The 18,215-nt window shown below is 63.5% G+C and carries 18 protein-coding genes and 1 tRNA gene; 9 read left to right on the top strand and 10 right to left on the bottom strand.

All coding sequences use genetic code 11. The features are described 5' to 3' along the window. Positions 1 to 246: 246 nt before the first annotated feature. Positions 247 to 573: a hypothetical protein gene (locus AC1Q7F_RS18455; RefSeq protein ID WP_492509502.1), complete on the bottom strand. Its 327-nt coding sequence runs from the start codon at positions 571 to 573 to the stop codon at positions 247 to 249. Between the two features lie 191 nt (positions 574 to 764). Here AC1Q7F_RS18455 and AC1Q7F_RS18450 point away from each other — a divergent pair, with 191 nt between their 5' ends. Beyond that, the gene (locus tag AC1Q7F_RS18450; RefSeq protein WP_492509500.1) at positions 765 to 1,631 is read left to right on the top strand and encodes a CAP domain-containing protein; all 867 of its coding nucleotides are present in this window, start codon (positions 765 to 767) and stop codon (positions 1,629 to 1,631) included. 29 nt (positions 1,632 to 1,660) lie between these two features. Here AC1Q7F_RS18450 and AC1Q7F_RS18445 read toward each other — a convergent pair whose 3' ends face one another. Beyond that, positions 1,661 to 1,849 (bottom strand): zinc-finger domain-containing protein, encoded by a 189-nt coding sequence (locus AC1Q7F_RS18445; protein WP_492509498.1) that lies wholly within the window; start codon positions 1,847 to 1,849, stop codon positions 1,661 to 1,663. Between the two features lie 209 nt (positions 1,850 to 2,058). On the opposite strand from AC1Q7F_RS18445, the gene AC1Q7F_RS18440 reads away from it, so the two are divergent. The 6 genes from AC1Q7F_RS18440 to AC1Q7F_RS18415 all read left to right on the top strand — a co-directional run bounded on the left by AC1Q7F_RS18440 (position 2,059) and on the right by AC1Q7F_RS18415 (position 7,439). Next, the gene (locus tag AC1Q7F_RS18440; RefSeq protein WP_492509496.1) at positions 2,059 to 3,045 is read left to right on the top strand and encodes an ABC transporter ATP-binding protein; all 987 of its coding nucleotides are present in this window, start codon (positions 2,059 to 2,061) and stop codon (positions 3,043 to 3,045) included. 11 nt (positions 3,046 to 3,056) lie between these two features. Beyond that, complete coding sequence (locus AC1Q7F_RS18435; protein WP_492509494.1) at positions 3,057 to 3,896, top strand: ChbG/HpnK family deacetylase; 840 nt, start codon at positions 3,057 to 3,059, stop codon at positions 3,894 to 3,896. Positions 3,897 to 4,031: 135 nt separating this feature from the next. Next, complete coding sequence (locus AC1Q7F_RS18430) at positions 4,032 to 4,568, top strand: hypothetical protein (RefSeq protein ID WP_492509492.1); 537 nt, start codon at positions 4,032 to 4,034, stop codon at positions 4,566 to 4,568. A 6-nt stretch (positions 4,569 to 4,574) separates the two neighbouring features. Then, the gene (locus AC1Q7F_RS18425) at positions 4,575 to 5,096 is read left to right on the top strand and encodes a hypothetical protein (protein ID WP_492509490.1); all 522 of its coding nucleotides are present in this window, start codon (positions 4,575 to 4,577) and stop codon (positions 5,094 to 5,096) included. A 56-nt stretch (positions 5,097 to 5,152) separates the two neighbouring features. Further along, positions 5,153 to 6,619, top strand: a complete 1,467-nt coding sequence (locus AC1Q7F_RS18420) for a coniferyl aldehyde dehydrogenase (protein WP_492509488.1) — start codon at positions 5,153 to 5,155, stop codon at positions 6,617 to 6,619. Between the two features lie 46 nt (positions 6,620 to 6,665). Further along, on the top strand, positions 6,666 to 7,439 hold the full coding sequence (locus tag AC1Q7F_RS18415) for an N-formylglutamate amidohydrolase (RefSeq protein WP_492509486.1): 774 nt from the start codon (positions 6,666 to 6,668) through the stop codon (positions 7,437 to 7,439). Between the two features lie 54 nt (positions 7,440 to 7,493). Here the strand turns inward: AC1Q7F_RS18415 and AC1Q7F_RS18410 are convergent, their stop codons facing one another. Further along, positions 7,494 to 7,670 carry a hypothetical protein gene (locus AC1Q7F_RS18410; protein ID WP_492509485.1) on the bottom strand — a complete coding sequence of 59 codons (177 nt, stop codon included), beginning with the start codon at positions 7,668 to 7,670 and terminating at the stop codon, positions 7,494 to 7,496. Between the two features lie 201 nt (positions 7,671 to 7,871). Here AC1Q7F_RS18410 and AC1Q7F_RS18405 point away from each other — a divergent pair, with 201 nt between their 5' ends. Continuing rightward, positions 7,872 to 8,165 (top strand): DUF1244 domain-containing protein, encoded by a 294-nt coding sequence (locus AC1Q7F_RS18405; RefSeq protein WP_492509483.1) that lies wholly within the window; start codon positions 7,872 to 7,874, stop codon positions 8,163 to 8,165. Positions 8,166 to 8,525: 360 nt separating this feature from the next. Further along, positions 8,526 to 10,742 carry a TonB-dependent receptor gene (locus AC1Q7F_RS18400; protein WP_492509481.1) on the top strand — a complete coding sequence of 739 codons (2,217 nt, stop codon included), beginning with the start codon at positions 8,526 to 8,528 and terminating at the stop codon, positions 10,740 to 10,742. Between the two features lie 45 nt (positions 10,743 to 10,787). Here AC1Q7F_RS18400 and AC1Q7F_RS18395 read toward each other — a convergent pair whose 3' ends face one another. The 7 genes from AC1Q7F_RS18395 to AC1Q7F_RS18365 form a co-directional block, all read right to left on the bottom strand. After that, the gene (locus AC1Q7F_RS18395) at positions 10,788 to 11,831 is read right to left on the bottom strand and encodes a sulfate/molybdate ABC transporter ATP-binding protein (RefSeq protein ID WP_492509479.1); all 1,044 of its coding nucleotides are present in this window, start codon (positions 11,829 to 11,831) and stop codon (positions 10,788 to 10,790) included. A 14-nt stretch (positions 11,832 to 11,845) separates the two neighbouring features. Further along, positions 11,846 to 12,715: a sulfate ABC transporter permease subunit CysW gene (cysW, locus tag AC1Q7F_RS18390; protein ID WP_492509477.1), complete on the bottom strand. Its 870-nt coding sequence runs from the start codon at positions 12,713 to 12,715 to the stop codon at positions 11,846 to 11,848. 1 nt (position 12,716) lies between these two features. Next, positions 12,717 to 13,571, bottom strand: coding sequence for a sulfate ABC transporter permease subunit CysT (gene cysT / locus AC1Q7F_RS18385; RefSeq protein ID WP_492509475.1), 855 nt, complete (start codon positions 13,569 to 13,571; stop codon positions 12,717 to 12,719). A gap of 194 nt (positions 13,572 to 13,765) precedes the next feature. Then, the gene (locus AC1Q7F_RS18380) at positions 13,766 to 14,773 is read right to left on the bottom strand and encodes a sulfate ABC transporter substrate-binding protein (protein ID WP_492509473.1); all 1,008 of its coding nucleotides are present in this window, start codon (positions 14,771 to 14,773) and stop codon (positions 13,766 to 13,768) included. A gap of 443 nt (positions 14,774 to 15,216) precedes the next feature. Then, positions 15,217 to 16,203: a hypothetical protein gene (locus AC1Q7F_RS18375; RefSeq protein WP_492509471.1), complete on the bottom strand. Its 987-nt coding sequence runs from the start codon at positions 16,201 to 16,203 to the stop codon at positions 15,217 to 15,219. A gap of 295 nt (positions 16,204 to 16,498) precedes the next feature. Continuing rightward, positions 16,499 to 17,710: an EAL domain-containing protein gene (locus tag AC1Q7F_RS18370; RefSeq protein ID WP_492509469.1), complete on the bottom strand. Its 1,212-nt coding sequence runs from the start codon at positions 17,708 to 17,710 to the stop codon at positions 16,499 to 16,501. Positions 17,711 to 18,057: 347 nt separating this feature from the next. Then, positions 18,058 to 18,132, bottom strand: a tRNA-Gln gene (locus AC1Q7F_RS18365). Positions 18,133 to 18,215 lie beyond the last annotated feature (83 nt).

Genomic DNA, 18,215 nt, shown 5'->3' with positions numbered 1-18,215 from the left:
CATGATGTCTGCCATCCGCAGCCGCGAATACAGGCGCCCGCGGATAAAACCCCCGAATTGGATGCCGACGCCTTCCAACTAGAGTGCGAACGTCCGTCATCCAACCCCGCAATTGTTACGCAACGGTAACCGGAAGCGATAGGGGACAAACTTTTACATTTGAAGGAAAAGCCATGCGCAAACGGCAGGACCCGGGCCGTTTTCCACGGTCCGGCGTTTCAATCCACGCAAGATAACAGGGGCGGGTCAGGCGGCGCTGCTGCGCGATTGCCGGCTGGTCAGTTCACGCAGGAAGGCACGATCGACGGCAGGGTAGCGCGACGGCATCTCCCGTTCGATCCGGTCCATCAGATCGGCACCGGCCGCTTGCCCGTTATATTCCTCGAACAGCAGGAACCAGGCGGCGTAGGTGCGGCCGGCGATGCGCGGATCGGCATCGTCTGACTGTTCAGGCAGCACCCAATAGCCGAAACGGCCATCCGACCGTTCCCCCACGAAGGGCAGCTTCGTCACGGGCAGGCGCATGGTGCCGACGCGGGAGCTGTTCTGGCTGTGGTTTTGGCTGCTGGACATGGGTCTTGACGCGGATCAGGTTCTGCTTAACGGGCGGGTCGGGGGTGTGTTAATACGGCGTTTACAAGTAATCGTCCAAAAACTACTTTAAACTACTATATACGGTGTGATTCGGGATGCAATCCCTCTCAACAATAGGCAAATGCCGGCGACTTGTCACAGGCGCGGACGGTCATGACCGAAGGGATGGGGTGACCCGCCGAAAGCTGATTCTTTCATCCCTGGTGCTGCTGGCGACCAGCCGGGCGCGCGGGCGTGCCGCCGACGCGGCAACCTTGTTGCAGGCAAACGCCCTGACCATCGATCAGGTCGCCGCCTATGCTGCCGCTTACGCGGAATTCCGCCGCAAAGTCCCGGGCGGGCCCGACCGCGCATCGCTGGCCGCGGCGGAGATGGCGGCGTTGAAGGCCACCGGGGAAATCCGGCTGAACGACGGTGCTTCCTTTCTGCGCGACGACACCAACCTGGGCTTGATCGCACAACATTATGCAGCACAGCTGGCGGCCGGCGCGCCGTTCGGCCATCGTGACGCCGGCGGGCGACAGGCGGCCGACCGGATCGCCCTGCTGCATCGGCGGATGGTGGGCGTAAACGGGGAAAACCTGTATGCGACCACCGCTTTCGATCCCGACCGGGCCGACGCGGCGGGCCGGCTGGCGGTCGACACTCTGATGCAATCGCCGGGGCACCGGTCCAACATTCTGGACCCGCGCTGGACGCATGCCGGTTTCGGCGCCGCGCTGGGCCGGGAAGGGTTCATGCTGGTGCAGCTGTTCGCCGAACGCGCAGCACTGCTGATGGCGGACATGCCGCTGAGCGTGGCGGCCAGAGCCCCCCTGCCCGCCGGCAGCCAGCAGGCGGCCGACGGCGCCTTCAGCGGGCTGGCGCTGGTGCCCATGGACAGGCTGGTATCGGCGGAAGATTTCGTCCGGCCTGGCCTCGCGCAGGCGCCGGCCAGCAAGGGGCTTCACCGCAGCTTCTTCGCCCGCACGCAGGAAATGACGGCGCGGACGGCGAAGTTCACCATCCATCCGGGGCCGATGCTAATGGTCACCTGAACATGGCCCGCAATAACAGCGGTACCCTGTTAGTGCCCGTGCCCGCCGCCAGCGGCCTTGCCGGCCTCGGTCTGCACATAATGGCGGCCACAATAGGGACAATCGACATAGCCCAGCGGGGCCAGAGTCAGGAACACGCGCGGATGGCCCAGGGCCCCACCGCCGCCATCGCAGCCGACGTCGCTTTCGTCGATATAGATGGTCTCGGCCGGCTGCATGTCTCTCGTTCCTTAGAAGCGTTCGTATAGGGTCCCGATGTCTCGGGTGCGGCGCATCATACTCCGGCGCGCGGTTTGCGCAAGATCGGGCGGCCGTCACAGCGGACGCCCCTGCCCTTCGGCAAATTGACCGGCTGTGGCCACAGGTGTACGCCAGAGCCATGTCCCCGACGCGATGCGTCGTCCAGCCCCCCCGGGAACCGATCCCCATGCCCGACAGCCTGAACCGCCCCACCGCGACCGCCAACAGCGGCACGGCCCCAGCATCCGCCATTGAGATCAAAGATCTGCGCAAGACCTATCGCGGCACGGCCAAGTCCCCGCCGAAGGAGGCGCTGAAGGGTGTATCGCTCTCCATCCCGCGCGGATCGATCTATGGCCTGCTGGGGCCCAACGGGGCGGGCAAGAGCACGACCATCAACATCCTGGCAGGCCTGGTGAACAAGACCAGTGGCACCGCCAGTATCTGGGGAATCGATATCGACGCCCATCCCCGCTCCGCCCGCGCCGCCATCGGCGTGGTGCCGCAGGAGCTGAACCTGGACCCGTTCTTCACCCCGCGTGAGATTCTGGACCTGCAGGCCGGCCTCTATGGCGTGCCCAAGCCCCAGCGCCAGACCGACGCCCTGCTGGAGGCCGTGGGCCTGAAGGACAAGGCCAATGCCTATGCCCGCACCCTGTCGGGCGGCATGCGCAGGCGCCTGATGGTTGCCAAGGCCATGGTGCACGCCCCGCCGGTGCTGGTGCTGGACGAGCCGACAGCGGGTGTGGACGTGGAACTGCGCCAGAGCCTGTGGGCCCATGTACGGGAACTGAACAAGGCTGGCACCACCATCGTCCTGACCACCCATTATCTGGAAGAGGCGCAGGAGCTTTGCGACACCATCGCCATCGTCAATCATGGCCTGGTGGTCGCCAGCGAATCGACGGAAAAGCTGCTGGGCCGTATCGACAGCAAGGAAATGGTGGTGACACTGGATGCTGACCTGACGGCAGTGCCCGACGCCTTCGCTGGTTTCGACGCGCGTCTGGACGGGCCGCGCCGCCTGACCATCCATTACAAGCCCAGCCAGACCCGCGTGGCCGATCTGCTGGGCGCCATGGCTGCCGCCGGGCTGGCAGTGAAGGACCTGTCGATGGTGGAAAGCGACCTGGAGGACGTGTTCCTGCAGATGACCCGCGCACCGGCGGCCTGAGGCCGCCGCCCGTGACGTTGCGGCCCGTCCGCGTCATCGCCGATGATTATGCCCTGTCGCCCGGCGTATCGGACGGCATCCTGGAACTGGCGCGGACGGGCCGGCTGTCGGGCACCGGGGCCATGGTGCCCAGCCCGCGCTGGAAGACGGATGCGGACCGCCTGCATGACACGCCGGACGGGTTCCAGACCGGCTTGCATCTGACCCTGACGGGGGCGCTGCCACCGCTGGGCCCGATGCCGGGCCTCTGTCGCGGTGGGCATTTTCCGACGCTTGGCCGCTGGTTGGCCCTGTCGCATGCCGGGCTGTTGTCCGGCCGGACTGCCAGCGCGGAACTGTCGACCGAGATCGCGCGGCAGTTGGACGCGTTTGAGCAGGCGATGGGCCGGGCGCCACATTTCATCGACGGGCACCAGCATCTGCACCTGCTGCCCGGCATCAGGCCGCTGCTGTTGGACGCCGTCACCCGCCGCTATGCACCGGGCACCGTCTGGCTGCGGGACTGCGCGGAGCCAGCGGACCGCATCTGGCGCCGCGGCGTTGCGGTGGGAAAGGCCCTGTTCATCGCCGCCCTGGCACGCGGACTGTCGGCACAGGCCGCCGCCCGCGCCATCCCGACCAACCGGGGTTTCAGCGGCATCTACGGATTCATAGGTGACTTTCCCGGATTGATGGCACGTTTCCTCCATGGATCGCCGGAGGGTGGCGTGATCATGGTCCACCCCGCCCGGCCCGACATGGATCTGGCCGCACTGGACCCGGTTGTCGGGGCACGATTGGCCGAAATGGACTATCTGGCCGGCCCCGCCTGGCCCGATGCGCTGTCACGTGCCGGGATTCGCCTGGGTTAACACCCGCTTACAGCTTTGGGATAGGTTCTTGGACGCGACAGGACGGCTCTGGGGTGCTACCCTTCTCGGCGATTCCCTCCTGTCGGGCAGCAATGGGGGAACGGCGCAGGGCACGTGAGCCGCGGGATTGCCAGCTTGGAAATGAATACCGTCCTTTTTGTCATCGCCATCCTGTCGGCCATCGGCGCGGTCTCCATCGCGCTGATCCGGCAGATTCTCTATTATTCCCGCCGGGCCCATATCAACCGCGTGACCGAACAGAACCGCGACCTGCACCGCAAGCAGGAGGAACTGACCAAGGCCTATCGCGACGGGCAGGAAGCCATCCGCCAGGGCGAGGTCGACCGCAAGGCCGCCACGACGCAGCTGGCCGACGCCCAGCGCCGCCTGAAGCTGGCCAAGGAGGATAATTACGTCGTCATCCACGAACTGGGAGAGGCCTCGGGCTCCCGTCGCCTGTTCACTGTGCCGATGACGCTGGGCAGCACCCTGACGCTGGGCCAGAATGTGGTGAAGGACAGCAAGTTCCGCGCGGCCCGCCATTTTATCGAGATCTGGGCCGACAATGCCGATGATGCCAATCGCATCGCCCGTACCAGCTTTGCGCCCGACAACGGCTTCGTCCTGTCCAAGGCGGTGCCGGCGGCGGCATCCGCCATCGCGGCGGAGTGAGGCGCCATGCTGATCCAGGTCGGTCTTGTGCTTCTGATGCTGGTATCCATCGCCTATGCCGCCGCCGTCATGCGCCGGATCGAAAGTGATGTGGCCGAGTATCAGCGCAATCTGCGCGCGGTGGAGGAGGACCAGCACAAGCTTGAGGTGGCTTGCAACACCCTGCGGTCGCTATGCGGGCAGGTGGAGGGGGAGTTATCGAAGATGCGGGCGGACATTGCCGAACTGGCCGATGCCCGCGCCCAGATCGAGGTGGAGATCGCCGCGTTGGGTGAGGCGCCGAAGCAGCGCCTGTTCATGTTCGATCGCACCACCCTGGGCCATGGCAAGCTGTGGGAAGTGACCATCGCCAATGCCGGGGGGCCGGGCACCATCGTCCCCGCAGATTCGGCCGTGGAATGGGCCAATGGCCGTACCTATATTGTACCTGGAACGACCGATCGCGATGCCAAATTCCGGGCGGAACCCAAGTTCCTGCAATCGATGGGCTATCGCATCATGAAGGTTGAACGGTTCCGGCGCGCCTGACGACCCGACCGCCACGGGGACGCCGGGCCTGATCGGATGCGGGCAGGGAGGGCGCCATGGCGGATGCCGTCATCGAATTCCCGTCGGGTCAGGTGCGCCAGAGGCTGGCCAGCGCCGCCGACAAGCGCCTGTCCGGCGCCTTCGCCCAGTTGCGTGCCGGCTGGCGCCAGGATGGCGCCCTGACGGCCGAGCGCCGGGACGAGGCCCTGGACCATCTGGCCCGCGTGCTGGTGAAGTACCAGGCAGCGCTGGTTGAGGCCGTATCCCAGGATTTCGGCCACCGCTCCCCGCATGAGACGCGGCTGGCCGATATCCATGCCAGCCTGTCCGCCATCCGCCATGCCCGCCGGCACCTCGGTCACTGGATGCGGCCGCGGCGCGTGGGCACCACATTGCCCTTCCTGCCCGGCCGGGCGAAGGTTGAAATGGTTCCCCTGGGCGTGGTCGGTATCATCAGTCCCTGGAACTATCCCATCCAACTGGCCCTGGTGCCCTTGACCGCCGCCATCGCGGCGGGCAACCGTGTGCTACTGAAACCGTCAGAATTGACCCCGCGCACGGCCACCCTGCTGGAAAGGCTGCTGGCGGAGGTATTCGACCCCCGGGAGGTTGTCGTGGTCACCGGTGGCGTAGACATGGCCCAGGCCGTCTGCCACCTGCCCCTGGACCATCTGCTGTTCACGGGATCGGCATCGGTGGGCCGGCAGGTGATGCGGGCCGCGTCGGATGCGCTGGTTCCCGTCACATTGGCATTGGGGGGCAAGTCACCCGCCATCGTCGGACCCGGCTTCGACATGGCGCTGGCGGCCGAACGCATCGCCATCGGCAAGCTGTTCAATGCCGGCCAGACCTGCATCGCACCCGACCATGTCCTGGTACCACGGGGGCGGGAGTTGGAATTCGTCGATTGTTTCGATAAGGCAACATCCAGGCTCTACCCGCAACTCGGCGACAATATCGATTATTCCGCTATCATAACAGACAAGCATTATGAACGGCTTCTGGGCCTGATCGACGATGCGCGCCGACGTGGAGCCACCGCCAGGTTCATCAACCCGGGAAGTGAATCGCTGGAGCCAGCGAAGCGCAAGCTGGCGCCCACCCTGCTCTGGCAGGTGCCGGAAGGGTCGGCCGTGCTGGTGCAGGAAATCTGCGGCCCCGTCCTGCCCATCCTGTCCTATACGACGTTGGAGGAGGCGGTGGCCCTGGTCAACAGCCGGCCGCAGCCACCGGCCCTGTATCTGTTCAGCCGACGTAAGGCGGATGTGGATTTCGTCCTGGGCCGCACCCGACCGGGCGGTTTGACGCTGAACGACACGGCTTTGCACGCGTCCCAGGACGGCGTGCCCTTCGGTGGCGTCGGGGAAAACGGCGAGGGTACCTGTTACGGGGAGGCCGGTTTCCGCACCTTCAGCCAGGCCCGGCCCCTGTTCCGCGCCAGCCGCTTCAGCCCCACCCGGCTGGTCCGCCCGCCCTATGGTGATCGGATCGACCGGATGCTGCGCTGGCTGATCGGGCGGTGATCACCAGTCCTTCCGCTGTTGGTGTAATTGCGATAATCAGAAGGGTATGGATATAGCCGCGCCCTCCCTGCTGACCGAAGCCGATCCGGCGCCCGTCCGCATCCTCAATCCCGACAGTTCCGGCACCCTGCTGCTGGTCTGCGACCATGCCGGCCGGGCGGTGCCCATCGGCCTGCACGGGCTGGGCGTGCCGCCGGCGGAACTGGAACGGCATATCGGCTGGGATATTGGCGCGGCAGCCGTGACGGAGGCGCTGTCGCGGTTGCTGGACGCGCGGGCCGTGCTGTCGGTCTATTCACGGCTGGTCGTGGATTGCAACCGCTGGCCCGACAGTCCCACCTTGATGCCGCCGGTCAGCGACGGCACGGCCGTCCCCGCCAACCAGAACCTTTCGGAAACCGCCCGCGCCCTGCGCATGGAAGCGCTTTACCAACCCTATCACGACGCCATCACCGCCCAGCGCGCCGCCATCCGCGCCCGTGGCCACAGGCCGGTGCTGGTGTCGATCCACAGCTTCACGCCGCAGATGAACGGGTTCCGGCGCCCGTGGCAAGTGGGCGTGCTGTGGAACCGTGATGGCCGGATGGCGCTGCCCATGCTGGAGGCACTTCGCGCTGAAGGCGATCTGACGGTCGGCGACAACGAACCCTACAGCGCCCGCACCGGCACCGATTTCACCATCATCCATCATGGGGAGGAGGCGAACGAGCCGGTGCTGATGCTGGAAATCCGCCAGGACCTGATCGCCGATGCGGCGGGTGCCGACGCCTGGGCCGCGCGTCTGGCGCGGCTGCTGCTGCCGATCCTCACATCGCTCTGACGGAGCCGGTGTCGGTCAGGTCGAGCGACGCGCGCCCTGGCCTGCGACACCGCCTCAGCGCGCCGCCTCGAACTCCGCCAGCAAGGCCCGTACGTCCAGCGCCTGCAGCGCCGCCAGCGCAGCGCTCAATTCCGCAGCACAATGGTTCAACCGCTGGGCATGGAAGTTGATATTCGCCGCATGCGTGGCGATATGCCCGTGGGGCAGGCGTGTACGCATATCGATGACCATAGTCACGACCCTTTCAAAGCCGATACTTATGTGTAGATGTTCTGATCTTGAAACCATTGATACATGCTTTAACGACACCATCAACAGGAAAAGTAATCGACTGTAATCACCTAAAATTTTAGACGGTTTCCTTTAAATCCAGCCTGGGATAAACCACATGCAGCGCCACGTTCGTCAACTCAAGACCAAGGAAACCCGGCCATGGATGACCAGACCCGTATCGCGCTTGAAGCCGCCGCCTTCCGCCGCCTGGTGGCGCATCTGCAGGCGCGCACCGACGTACAGAATATCGATCTGATGAATCTGGCCGGCTTCTGCCGCAACTGCCTGTCCAAATGGTACCGGGCGGAGGCCGGGGAACGCGGGGTGGAGATCAGCGACGCCGCCGCGCGCGAGCTGATCTACGGCATGCCCTACGAGGAATGGAAGGCCAGGCACCAGCGCGAAGCCTCACCCGAGCAGCAGGCCGCCTTCCAGCAGGCCAACGCGCATTGACGAACCAGGGGGCGGCTCGATTGAGTCGCCCTTTTCCCGATGCCAACGGGGCATCAGGCCGGCTGTGAACAATCTCCAGCCCATTCCCGCACTGCACAATTGACCTGCGCCAGTTACATTGCATGGTCACGAAACCCAGGCGCCGCCTTGGGAAGATCGGCTGCGCGCGGTGATCGATCATGGAAGTTTCACAAAATGCCCCGCCCAATGTTCCGACTTGACGTTTATCCATGCGCTCCCGTGAAGGGGCCTGGCGTGCCCTGGCGATTCCATTTTTCCGTGGCTGGCGAGGTCCGGAGGTGGGGCCGGCCGCACGCGATGGCCTGACCGGAACAGACATCGCGAGAGAAGAACCGGAACATGCAGTCCAATCTGAAGCTGGCCCTGCTGGCAGGCCTGTCGGCCATCACACTGACAGCCCCCGTGGCCCAGGCGCAAACCACCGGCGACATGCTGGAAGAAATCATCGTGACGGCCCAGCGCCGCGCGGAAAATCTCCAGGAAGTACCGATGTCCGTGGCCGCCGTCTCCGGCGCGGACCTGCGTGACCTGCTTGCTGGTGGCGCCGACATCCTGGCGCTGTCCGCCAAGGTGCCCGGCCTCTATGCCGAAACCTCCACGGGCCGCATCTTCCCGCGCTTCTATATCCGTGGCCTGGGCAACAACGACTTCTACCTGGGCGCTTCCCAGCCCGTTTCCATCGTCATCGACGAGGTGGTGATGGAGAATGTGGTGCTGAAGAGCAGCCCGCTGTTCGATGTGCGTCAGGTGGAAGTGCTGCGCGGGCCCCAGGGCACCCTGTTCGGCCGCAACACCACAGCCGGTATCGTGAAGTTCGACAGCATCGCCCCCAGCCAGGAAGCCGGCGGCCGCGCCACCATCACCTACGGCACCTACAATACCGTCACCATGGATGGCGGGGTGGGTGGTGCGCTGGTCGAGGACAAGCTGTCCATGCGCCTGTCGGCCCTGTATCAGCGCCGCGACGATTACGTGACCAACAGCTTCAATGACAGCAAACTGGGAGGATATCAGGAATTCGCCGGCCGCGCGCAGTTCCTGCTGACCCCGTCGGAAGATACCAGCGCGCTCCTGAACATCCATGGCCGCGACCTGGACGCCACCTCCTCGCTGTTCCGGGGCAACGGCCTGACCAGGGGCTCCAACAAGCTGAACGGCAACTACCATAAGCGCACCGTCTCCTATAATGACGGGGCCGAAAACGAGCAGGCCTATGATGGTTGGGGCTCCAGCCTGAAGCTGGACCATGATTTCGGTGAGGTCTCCCTGACCTCGATCACGGCCTATGAGACGACCAGCGGCTATTCGCGGGGCGACACCGACGGCTTGGCCCTGAACGCCGCCGAGAGCCAGGGCAATATCGACGATCTGGACCAGTGGACTCAGGAAATCCGCCTGGCCAGCAATACCGATGGCCCGCTGAATTGGCAGGTCGGCGGCTTCTACTTCAATTCCGACGAGCAGTTCTCCTTCCGCCCTTACCGCTTCTTCGAAACGGGCGGGGCCAGCGGTTTCGTGACGCTGCGCAACAAGAATGAGAGCTGGGCCGTCTTCGGCCAGGCGGGTTACCAGGTCACCGACGACCTGAAGCTGACGGGTGGCATCCGCTACACCGAGGATGACAAGGAGATGGATGTGCTGAAGGCGCTGACCGCCGGCACCTTCACCTCTATCGAAAATGGCAGCACCCAGGTGCAGGGCGCCTATACGGGCACGCGCCATGTCGAGCTGAAGGATGACGAGGTGAGCTGGGATGCCAGCCTGTTCTACAACCTGACGGACGAGGCCGCTATCTTCGCCCGCGTGGCCCGCGGCTTCCGCGGCCCGACCATCCAGGGTCGTACCGTGTCCTTCAACGGCCCGCCGACGACGGCAACGTCGGAAACGATCATTTCCTATGAGGCCGGCGTGAAGAGCACGCTGCTGGATGACAGGCTGCGTCTGAACGGCGCTGTCTATACCTACACGATCAACGATATCCAGCTGACGGCCTTCGATGCCAACGGTACCGCCCGCCTGTTCAACGGTGACGAGGGCAAGGCTGTGGGCTTCGAGCTGGATGCCGAGCTGCAGGTGACCCGTGACTTCACCCTCACTGCGGGTGTCACCTGGACGGACACGGAGATCAAGGACAAGAGTGTCACCTCCAGCGTCTGCGCACCCATCACCGTCTGCACGGTGAAGGACCCGCTGGTCAGCGGCCGTGCGCTGATCGACGGCAATCCCTTCCCCAATGCGCCGGAATATATCCTGAACTTCACGGCGCGTTACGATTTCCCCCTGGAAAGCGGCGGCACGCTGTTCGCCTTCACCGACTGGTCGGTGACCGGCAAGACCAACTTCGTGCTGTATGAATCGGCCGAGTTCTACAGCGAGGGCGATTTCGAGGGTGGGCTGCGCATCGGCTACAAGGCGCCGGACGACGCCTATGAGCTGGCCGTGTTCGCCCGCAACATCACGGACGAACAGAATGTGAAGGGCGTGATCGAGAACTTCATGGCCCCGGTGGTAAGCGACCCGCGCACCTTGGGCGTTTCCTTCTCGACCACGTTCTGATCAGGAAGGGCGGCGGCCGTTTCAACAGCGGTCGCCGCCCTTTTGTCAACCTGCATAGACATTGGCGCGGCGCAGGCGCAGGGACACGGCCTGACCGGGCGCCAGCGAGGCCGTGGTGGCGTGGCGGTCCAGCACCGCTTCCACCAGCTTGTCATCCAGCAGCAGGTCCAGGCGCAGCTGCGGCCCCACCGGCTGGATCAGGCGGATGGTGGCCGACAGGGTGCCCGCGGCGCCCGCCTCCGCCAGGTCGATATCATGGGCGCGAACATAGGCCGTGGCCGGGCCCGGCGGCGGCAGGGCATTGACCACGGGAACGCGCACGCCGGCAATGACCGCCGCCCCATCCGCCACGATGCAATCCAGCTTGGTGCCACCGCCCAGGAAGTCGCAGACGAAGGCCGATGCCGGCTGGTCATAGACCTCTGCCGGGGTGCCCACCTGCTCGATCCTTCCCTTGTTCAGGATGGCGACGCGATCAGCCAGTTCCAGCGCCTCCTCCTGGTCATGGGTGACGAACACCGTCGTCACGCCCATGCCCTTGTGGATGTCGCGCAGCCAGCGGCGCAGTTCCTTGCGCACCTTGGCATCCAGCGCCCCGAACGGCTCATCCAGCAGCAGCACGCGCGGTTCTGTGGCCAGGGCGCGGGCCAGCGCCACGCGCTGGCGCTGGCCGCCCGACAACTGGTTGGGATAGCGGCCGGCCAGGGGCCGCAGTTGCACCAGTTCCAGCAGGTCGTGCACACGGCGACGGATCTCGTCCTCGCCCAGCTTGGGCTTGCGCCGCGCGACGCGCAGACCGAAGGCCACATTCTCAAACACGCTCATGTGCCGGAACAGGGCGTAATGCTGGAAGACGAAGCCGACGCGCCGCGCATGCGGCTCCGACACGGTGGCGTCCTTGCCCTCGATCAGCAAGGTGCCTTCGTCGGCGTAATCCAGGCCGCCGATCATGCGCAGCAGCGTGGTCTTGCCCGACCCGGACGGGCCCAGCAGAGCCATCAGCTCGCCGGTCTCGATATCCAGATCGATCCCGTCCACAGCCGCGAAGCCGCCGAACCGCTTGGTCAAACTCTTGATATTAATGCTCATGGGTCAGGTTCCCATCAATGGCGGCGGGCGGTCGCGGCCAGTTCGGCACCATGGCGCCATTCCAGCAACGACTTGGCGACCAGGGTCACCAGGGCCAGGATGGCCAGCAGCGAGGCGACGGCGAAAGCCGCCACGAAATTATACTCGTTGTAGAGGATTTCCACATGCAGGGGCATGGTGTTGGTCTCCCCCCTGATATGGCCGGACACCACCGATACGGCGCCGAACTCCCCCATCGCGCGGGCATTGCAGAGCAGCACGCCATAGAGCAGGCCCCAGCGGATATTGGGCAGCGTGACGCGGCGGAAGGTCTGCCAGCCGCTCGCCCCCAGGGTGATCGACGCCTCTTCCTCATCCACGCCCTGGGCCTGCATCAGCGGGATCAGCTCGCGCGCCACGAAGGGAAAGGTGATGAACATGGTGGCCAGCACCAGGCCGGGCACCGCGAAGACGATCTGGATACCATGCTCCCGCAGGAACGGGCCTATCAGCCCATGCGCGCCGAACAGCAGCACATAGACCAGGCCGGAGATCACCGGGCTGACCGAGAAAGGCAGGTCGATCAGGGTCAGCAGCAGCGACTTGCCCGGGAACTTGTGCTTGGTGATGGCCCAGGCGGCGCTGACGCCGAACACCACATTCACCGGCACGGCGATCACGGCCACCAGCAGGGTCAGCCGGATGGCGGCCCAGGCGTCGGGCTCCACCATTGCCTCCAGATAGGTACCGAGCCCGCGCCGCAGCGCTTCGGTGAATACGGCGGCCAGCGGCAGCAGGATGAAGAAGCCCAGGAAGCCCAGACCGATCAGCAGGACCAGGGCCTTGACCCAGAACGGTTCGGCCAGGGTGACACGGGATTTGGGCGACTGCGAATATCCGGCCATCTCACACCCCCGCCCAGCGCCGCGACCAGCGCTGAAGCAGATTGATTACCAGCAGCATGGCAAAGGATAGCAGCAACATGGCGATGCCCACCGACGCGGCCCCGGCGTAATTGAACTGTTCAAGCTTGATGACGATCAGCAGCGGCGCGATCTCCGACACCATCGGCATGTTGCCCGCGATGAAGATCACGGATCCGTATTCCCCCACCGCCCGGGCCAGCGCCAGGGCGAAACCCGTCAGCAGGGCCGGGAAGATCACCGGAAAGATGACGCGGATGAAGGTCTCCAGCCGCGTGGCGCCCAGGCAGGCCGCCGCCTCCTCCAGCTCCGTATCCAGTTCCTCCAGCACGGGCTGCACCGTCCGCACCACGAAGGGCAGGCCGATGAAGGTCAGCGCCACGACAACGCCCAGCGGCGTATAGGCCACCTTGATGCCCAACGGGTCCAGATATTGTCCAACCCAGCCATTGGGGGCGTAGAGCGAGGTCAGCGCGATGCCGGCCACGGCGGTCGGCAGGGCAAAAGGCAGATCGACGATGGCATCCACCACCCGCTTGCCCGGAAAATCATAGCGCACCAGCATCCAGGCCACGGCCAAGCCGAAGACCGCATTGATGGCGGCGGCCACAAAGGCGGCGCCGAAGGACAGGCGCAGGGAGGCCAGCACGCGCGGTTCCGTCACCTGCGCGAAGAAGCCGGACAGGCCGATATCCCACGGGCGGATCAGCAGGGCCGCCAGCGGGATCAGCACGATCAGCGTCAGATGGGTCAGCGTGATGCCCATCGTCAGGCCGAAGCCCGGAATGATGGAACGGTTGCGCCGACGGAAAAGCGGAAAGCCGGAGGATGCCGTCATATCGCGGCCCTCCTTGCGGCCACCGTTCGGGGCCGCGGGGAAGGAAATGAACGCAAGGCGATGTTCCTGTCCAAATCCGCCCCCTGTCGACAAGGACGCCCCGCCCGGCCAGGGGCCGCGGCGGGGTGCCAGCAGGGGGTCAGGGTAATTCACTCAGGCCTCGGCTCCAAGCGCCGGGCGGCCCTATCGCAACATTACTGACCCGGCTTGTAGATCTGGTCGAAGACGCCGCCATCGGCGAAGTGCGCCTTCTGGGCCACTGTCCAGCCGCCGAACCTGGTGATGTCGAACAGCTTCACATTGGGGAAGCGGTCGGCATATTTCTGGGCCAGTTGCGGCAGGCGGGGGCGGTAATAGTGCTTGGCCGCCAGTTCCTGGCCCTCCGGGGTGTAGAGATAGGTCAAATAGGCTTCGGCCACCTTGCGCGTACCCTTGCGGTCGACATTCTTGTCCAGTACGGCCACCGGCGGCTCCGCCAGGATGGAAACGGACGGGACCACGATCTCCAGCTTGTCGGCACCCAGCTCATTGATGGCCAGGAACGCCTCGTTCTCCCAGGCCAGCAGCACGTCACCGATGCCGCGCTGGACGAAGGTGGTGGTGGAGCCGCGGGCCCCGGTATCCAGGACCGGCACGTTCTTGAACAGCTTGCCCACGAAATCCTTGGCAGCCTCCTGGCTGCCGCCATTCTTGTCGGCGGCATAGCCCCAGGCGGCCAGATAGTTCCAACGCGCCCCGCCCGAGGTCTTCGGGTTCGGCGTGATGACCTGGATGCCCGGCTTCACCAGATCGTCCCAATCCTTGATGCCCTTGGGGTTGCCCTTGCGGACCAGGAACACGATGGTGCTGGTATAGGGCGTGGAATTATAGGGCAGCTTGGCCTGCCAGTCCTTGGACAGCAGGTCTGAGTTCTCGGCAATCGCGTCGATGTCGCTGGCCAGGGCCAACGTCACGACATCGGCATTCAGACCGTCGATCACGGAGCGCGCCTGCTTGCCGGAGCCGCCATGCGAGGCCTTGATCTCGATCTCCTCACCCGTCGTGGCCTTCCAATGCTTGGCGAAGGCGTCGTTGAACTCCTTATAGAGTTCACGCGTCGGGTCGTAGGAGACGTTGAGGATCTGCCCGCTGCCCCAGACGGGCGACACGGCCAGCGTGGCCAGGGCGGCGGTGGTGGTGGCGACGCGCTTGAACCATTTCATCGCGGTAACTCCCTCTTTTTCTCAAGGCGGCTGCCACGAAGCTGGTTCGTGGCGCTTTAGCGTTTGTTGACGCGGCGCAAGCTGCGCGATCAAATTGCCGCGGCCAGAAGGGTAATTCCTATTGGCGATGTGGACTTTGTACTCGCCCAATATGACTGTCAATAAGAATTTTCCACGCTGAATGTCTGTTATTTGTGTGACAAGGGCATATTTTTCCTGGAGAAATTTGTGAAATTAAAAATATCGTTATATTTCAATAGCTAACAGATTTGATCGAAATTCCGGTTGGGGGCCGGAGGGCGTGCGTAGCCCACATCCAGGCCGCCAACCGTACAATGGCGGCACACGCCACCAGCCGGGCGCATCATCCCGGACGCCATTTCACATGAATATATCGGAAAATACAGGCATGGGCAACAGGGGTTGGAGATTACCACCACCCGTCAGCTGCCGCGCTGCCAGACCTTGCTGATCAGGAAGTTCTTGGCCAGGAACTGGTAGGTGCGCTTCAGCCGGGACTCGGTCTCCGGCTCCTTGTCGATCTCCTGACCGTCCCACATCTCGATCATCTCGTCCCACACCATCAAGGTCGTGTGCAACTCGTCGCGCATGCGGCGGATGAAAGCGACCTGGGCATCGAAGGTGCGCAGCATGGCCATCACTTCGGCCGTCTGGCCATCGACCTGGTCGAAGATGTCGTCGAAATTGGCGATGGGGACCTTGGCCAGCGCCTGCATGCGCGCCACGTCGGCGACGACCTGGCCTTCGCCTTTGAATGTGCGCTTGGCCTGGACCAGCTTCGACATGATCTTCTGGACATGGCCATAGCGATCGCGCAGCGCCTCGATATAGGACAGCTCGCGCGCCAGGTAATCGACCTTGTCCACCATCTCCTGCTTACGCTCCTCCGGCAGGCCGAACTGCTTGGCCAGCTTGGAGAAGGCTTCCTGGGCGCGGGTCTTGGTCAGCGGGTCGTCGACGATCTGTTCCAGCTTGTAGCGGTCGGTGATCGCCTCTTCCCGCCCGGTGATCCAGGAGACGAGCTGAAGGGTCAGGCGGCCGCGGGCAATGGTCAGGTGGCGTTCATCCACGCGCCAGGACGCCGATCCATCCAGCAGTTCCTGCGGGATGCTGTCACCGGGCCGGATCTCCTTGACGAATTTCAGGCCCTTTTCGACGATGGACAGCAGACGCGCATCGTCGCTCTTGTCCTCGATCTGGAAACTCTCGCGCAGGGTACGGAAGGGAATCTTGCCCCAGACTTCGCCCAGATGGACGTTGAAGACGGCGTCGTTATTATCCTTGGACAGGGCGAAATAGCCACCGGGCAGCTGGAAAACCTTGCTGGTGAACATGAAATGGGTGCTGGTGTCACCCTTCTGTTCCCCGGTTTCCTTGCCTTGTGCTTCTGTCACGCTCTTCTCAGACACTGCCGCCATCTCCGGGCGGGTCCGTTTCCACGGTCCCCGACGATTGAAGCCATGGGTCATGGAATGGCCCATGGTGACCGGCGACCGCCGGCCCACACCTCATGGCACGGTAGCCACGGGCGCGCCCGCCCGGCGCGCGAGGGAACATATCAGGAAAGTCAGTATAACTGTCTCGCCTTTCTATACGACAAGGACCATATCATCCTGAGGATAGGTTGACGAACCCAATATGGACGTTTGCGATAAAGGGACATGAAATGGACAGACAGTCGTAACCTTTACCGGTATCAACCGTTCAGTCATTCATCATCTTGGCGCTCTTGATGGCGTCGCGCAGCAGCACGCCCTTGCGCAGAATGTTGTCGACGATGCGGCCCTGGACCATCTGAATGCCCGCCTTCTCCGCGAACATCAGGCCCGACACCGACCCGCAGCGGGCCAGGATGAAGCGGCAATTGCTCTGCGCCTTGATCTTCTCGGAAAAGACCTCAAACTCATGATCGGACATCATTTCCATCTCATCGGTCCAGAAGATCTTGGCATAGTCGCAGGCCATGTATTCCAAGTCCATATGCGTGACCCAGAAATCATTCAGCCCATCAATGCAGATCTGGTAGCCCTTGGAGGAGGCGAAATCGACTACCTCCTTGTAGGTGTCGATATTCTCGACCAGGTCAGCCTTGTTGATCTCCAGGATGACATTGCCACGCAGGTCGGCCGTCAGCCGTTCATCGAACTTTACGAAGGCGGCCGACATGATGGTCGACAGATTGAGGTTCAAACCGATCCGCCGGCCGCGCAGGAAATCGACGCCGTAATTCAGCGCCTTCAGCACCGAATTATCCAGGTTGGCCGTGAAATAGCTGAACAGCCACTTGTTCGCGGTGATGTCGTAATTGGGCGAAAGCCGCTCTTCCAACGCCTTGATGGCGATATAGAGCTCGAAATATTCGAACTGATTCTGCTCGCCATTGGTGATATCGACCACCGGCTGGTTCAGCATGAAGGGCGACAGGTCGAACATCTGCACGGCGCGTTCGATCTTGCCCAGTTCTTCCAGCGTGATGGGCGGCTTGGTCTCCGCCTTGGCCGCATCGGGCCCGTTCTCGCGCGCCAGACCTTCGATGAACCGGATAACGTTCACGAAGTTCAGCGACAGTTCCATGATGGAATAGAGGCTGTCTTCCCCATAGGGATTGCGCTTCACCATGGAAGTGCGCGACAGCATCAGCTTTTCGATCTTGGAACAGACGTCGGAGATCAAAGAGAACTTGATGCCCTTGTACAGGACGATGACATCATCGTTGGACAGCGAGAATAGCTGCAAATAGGCCGACTGGTCCGCCGTCTCCTGCATCGCCCGCTTGATGGAGATCAGGTCAAGCTGGCTCTTGTCCTTCAGAAGCGACATATGCAGATGGATCAGGCGCAGGCCCTGCACCTCGCGCTTGGCGCTTTGCAGCAGCGTCAGCAGCTTCTGATCGTCATATTCGGGCTTCTCATTCATCGAATTCGCAGACGAACGCTCGCCCGGTTTCACCCGGACCCAATCGCGTTTCGGTGCATTCGGTTGGCGATTCATGAAGCTGCCCTTGCGCCCTTCCGTTGGATACCGGTTCCCGCCGGTCTCCGTCCATACGATGGTGCGCTTTACCGCGCCTTCTACCGGGGTTTATACCCCAAAGGCATAGGTTCGACTATCCACCATCGGACAAGTATACAAAATTTTATCTATTGCTCCTACCGGCATTTTCCACCCGATCCTTTTGGACAGCAAGATGACCGGTCGCATATAGGCGGAAGGAGGTGCGCCAGGCACGCATCGGTTTGATTTGGTGGGAAAATCAACGGGTGTGGCTGGGGCGCCAGGATTCGAACCTGGGAATGGCGGTACCAAAAACCGCTGCCTTACCGCTTGGCGACGCCCCAACACCGGGCCCTTTCACGGGCGGCGCGCACCATAGTCAGTTTGGCCTTCCCACGCAATAGGCTGTCGAAGGCCTGCCTGCACC

This window comes from Niveispirillum sp. GW835-FHT14G11, from assembly GCF_058793615.1.
This window is presented reverse-complemented; position numbering and strand designations above follow the sequence as displayed.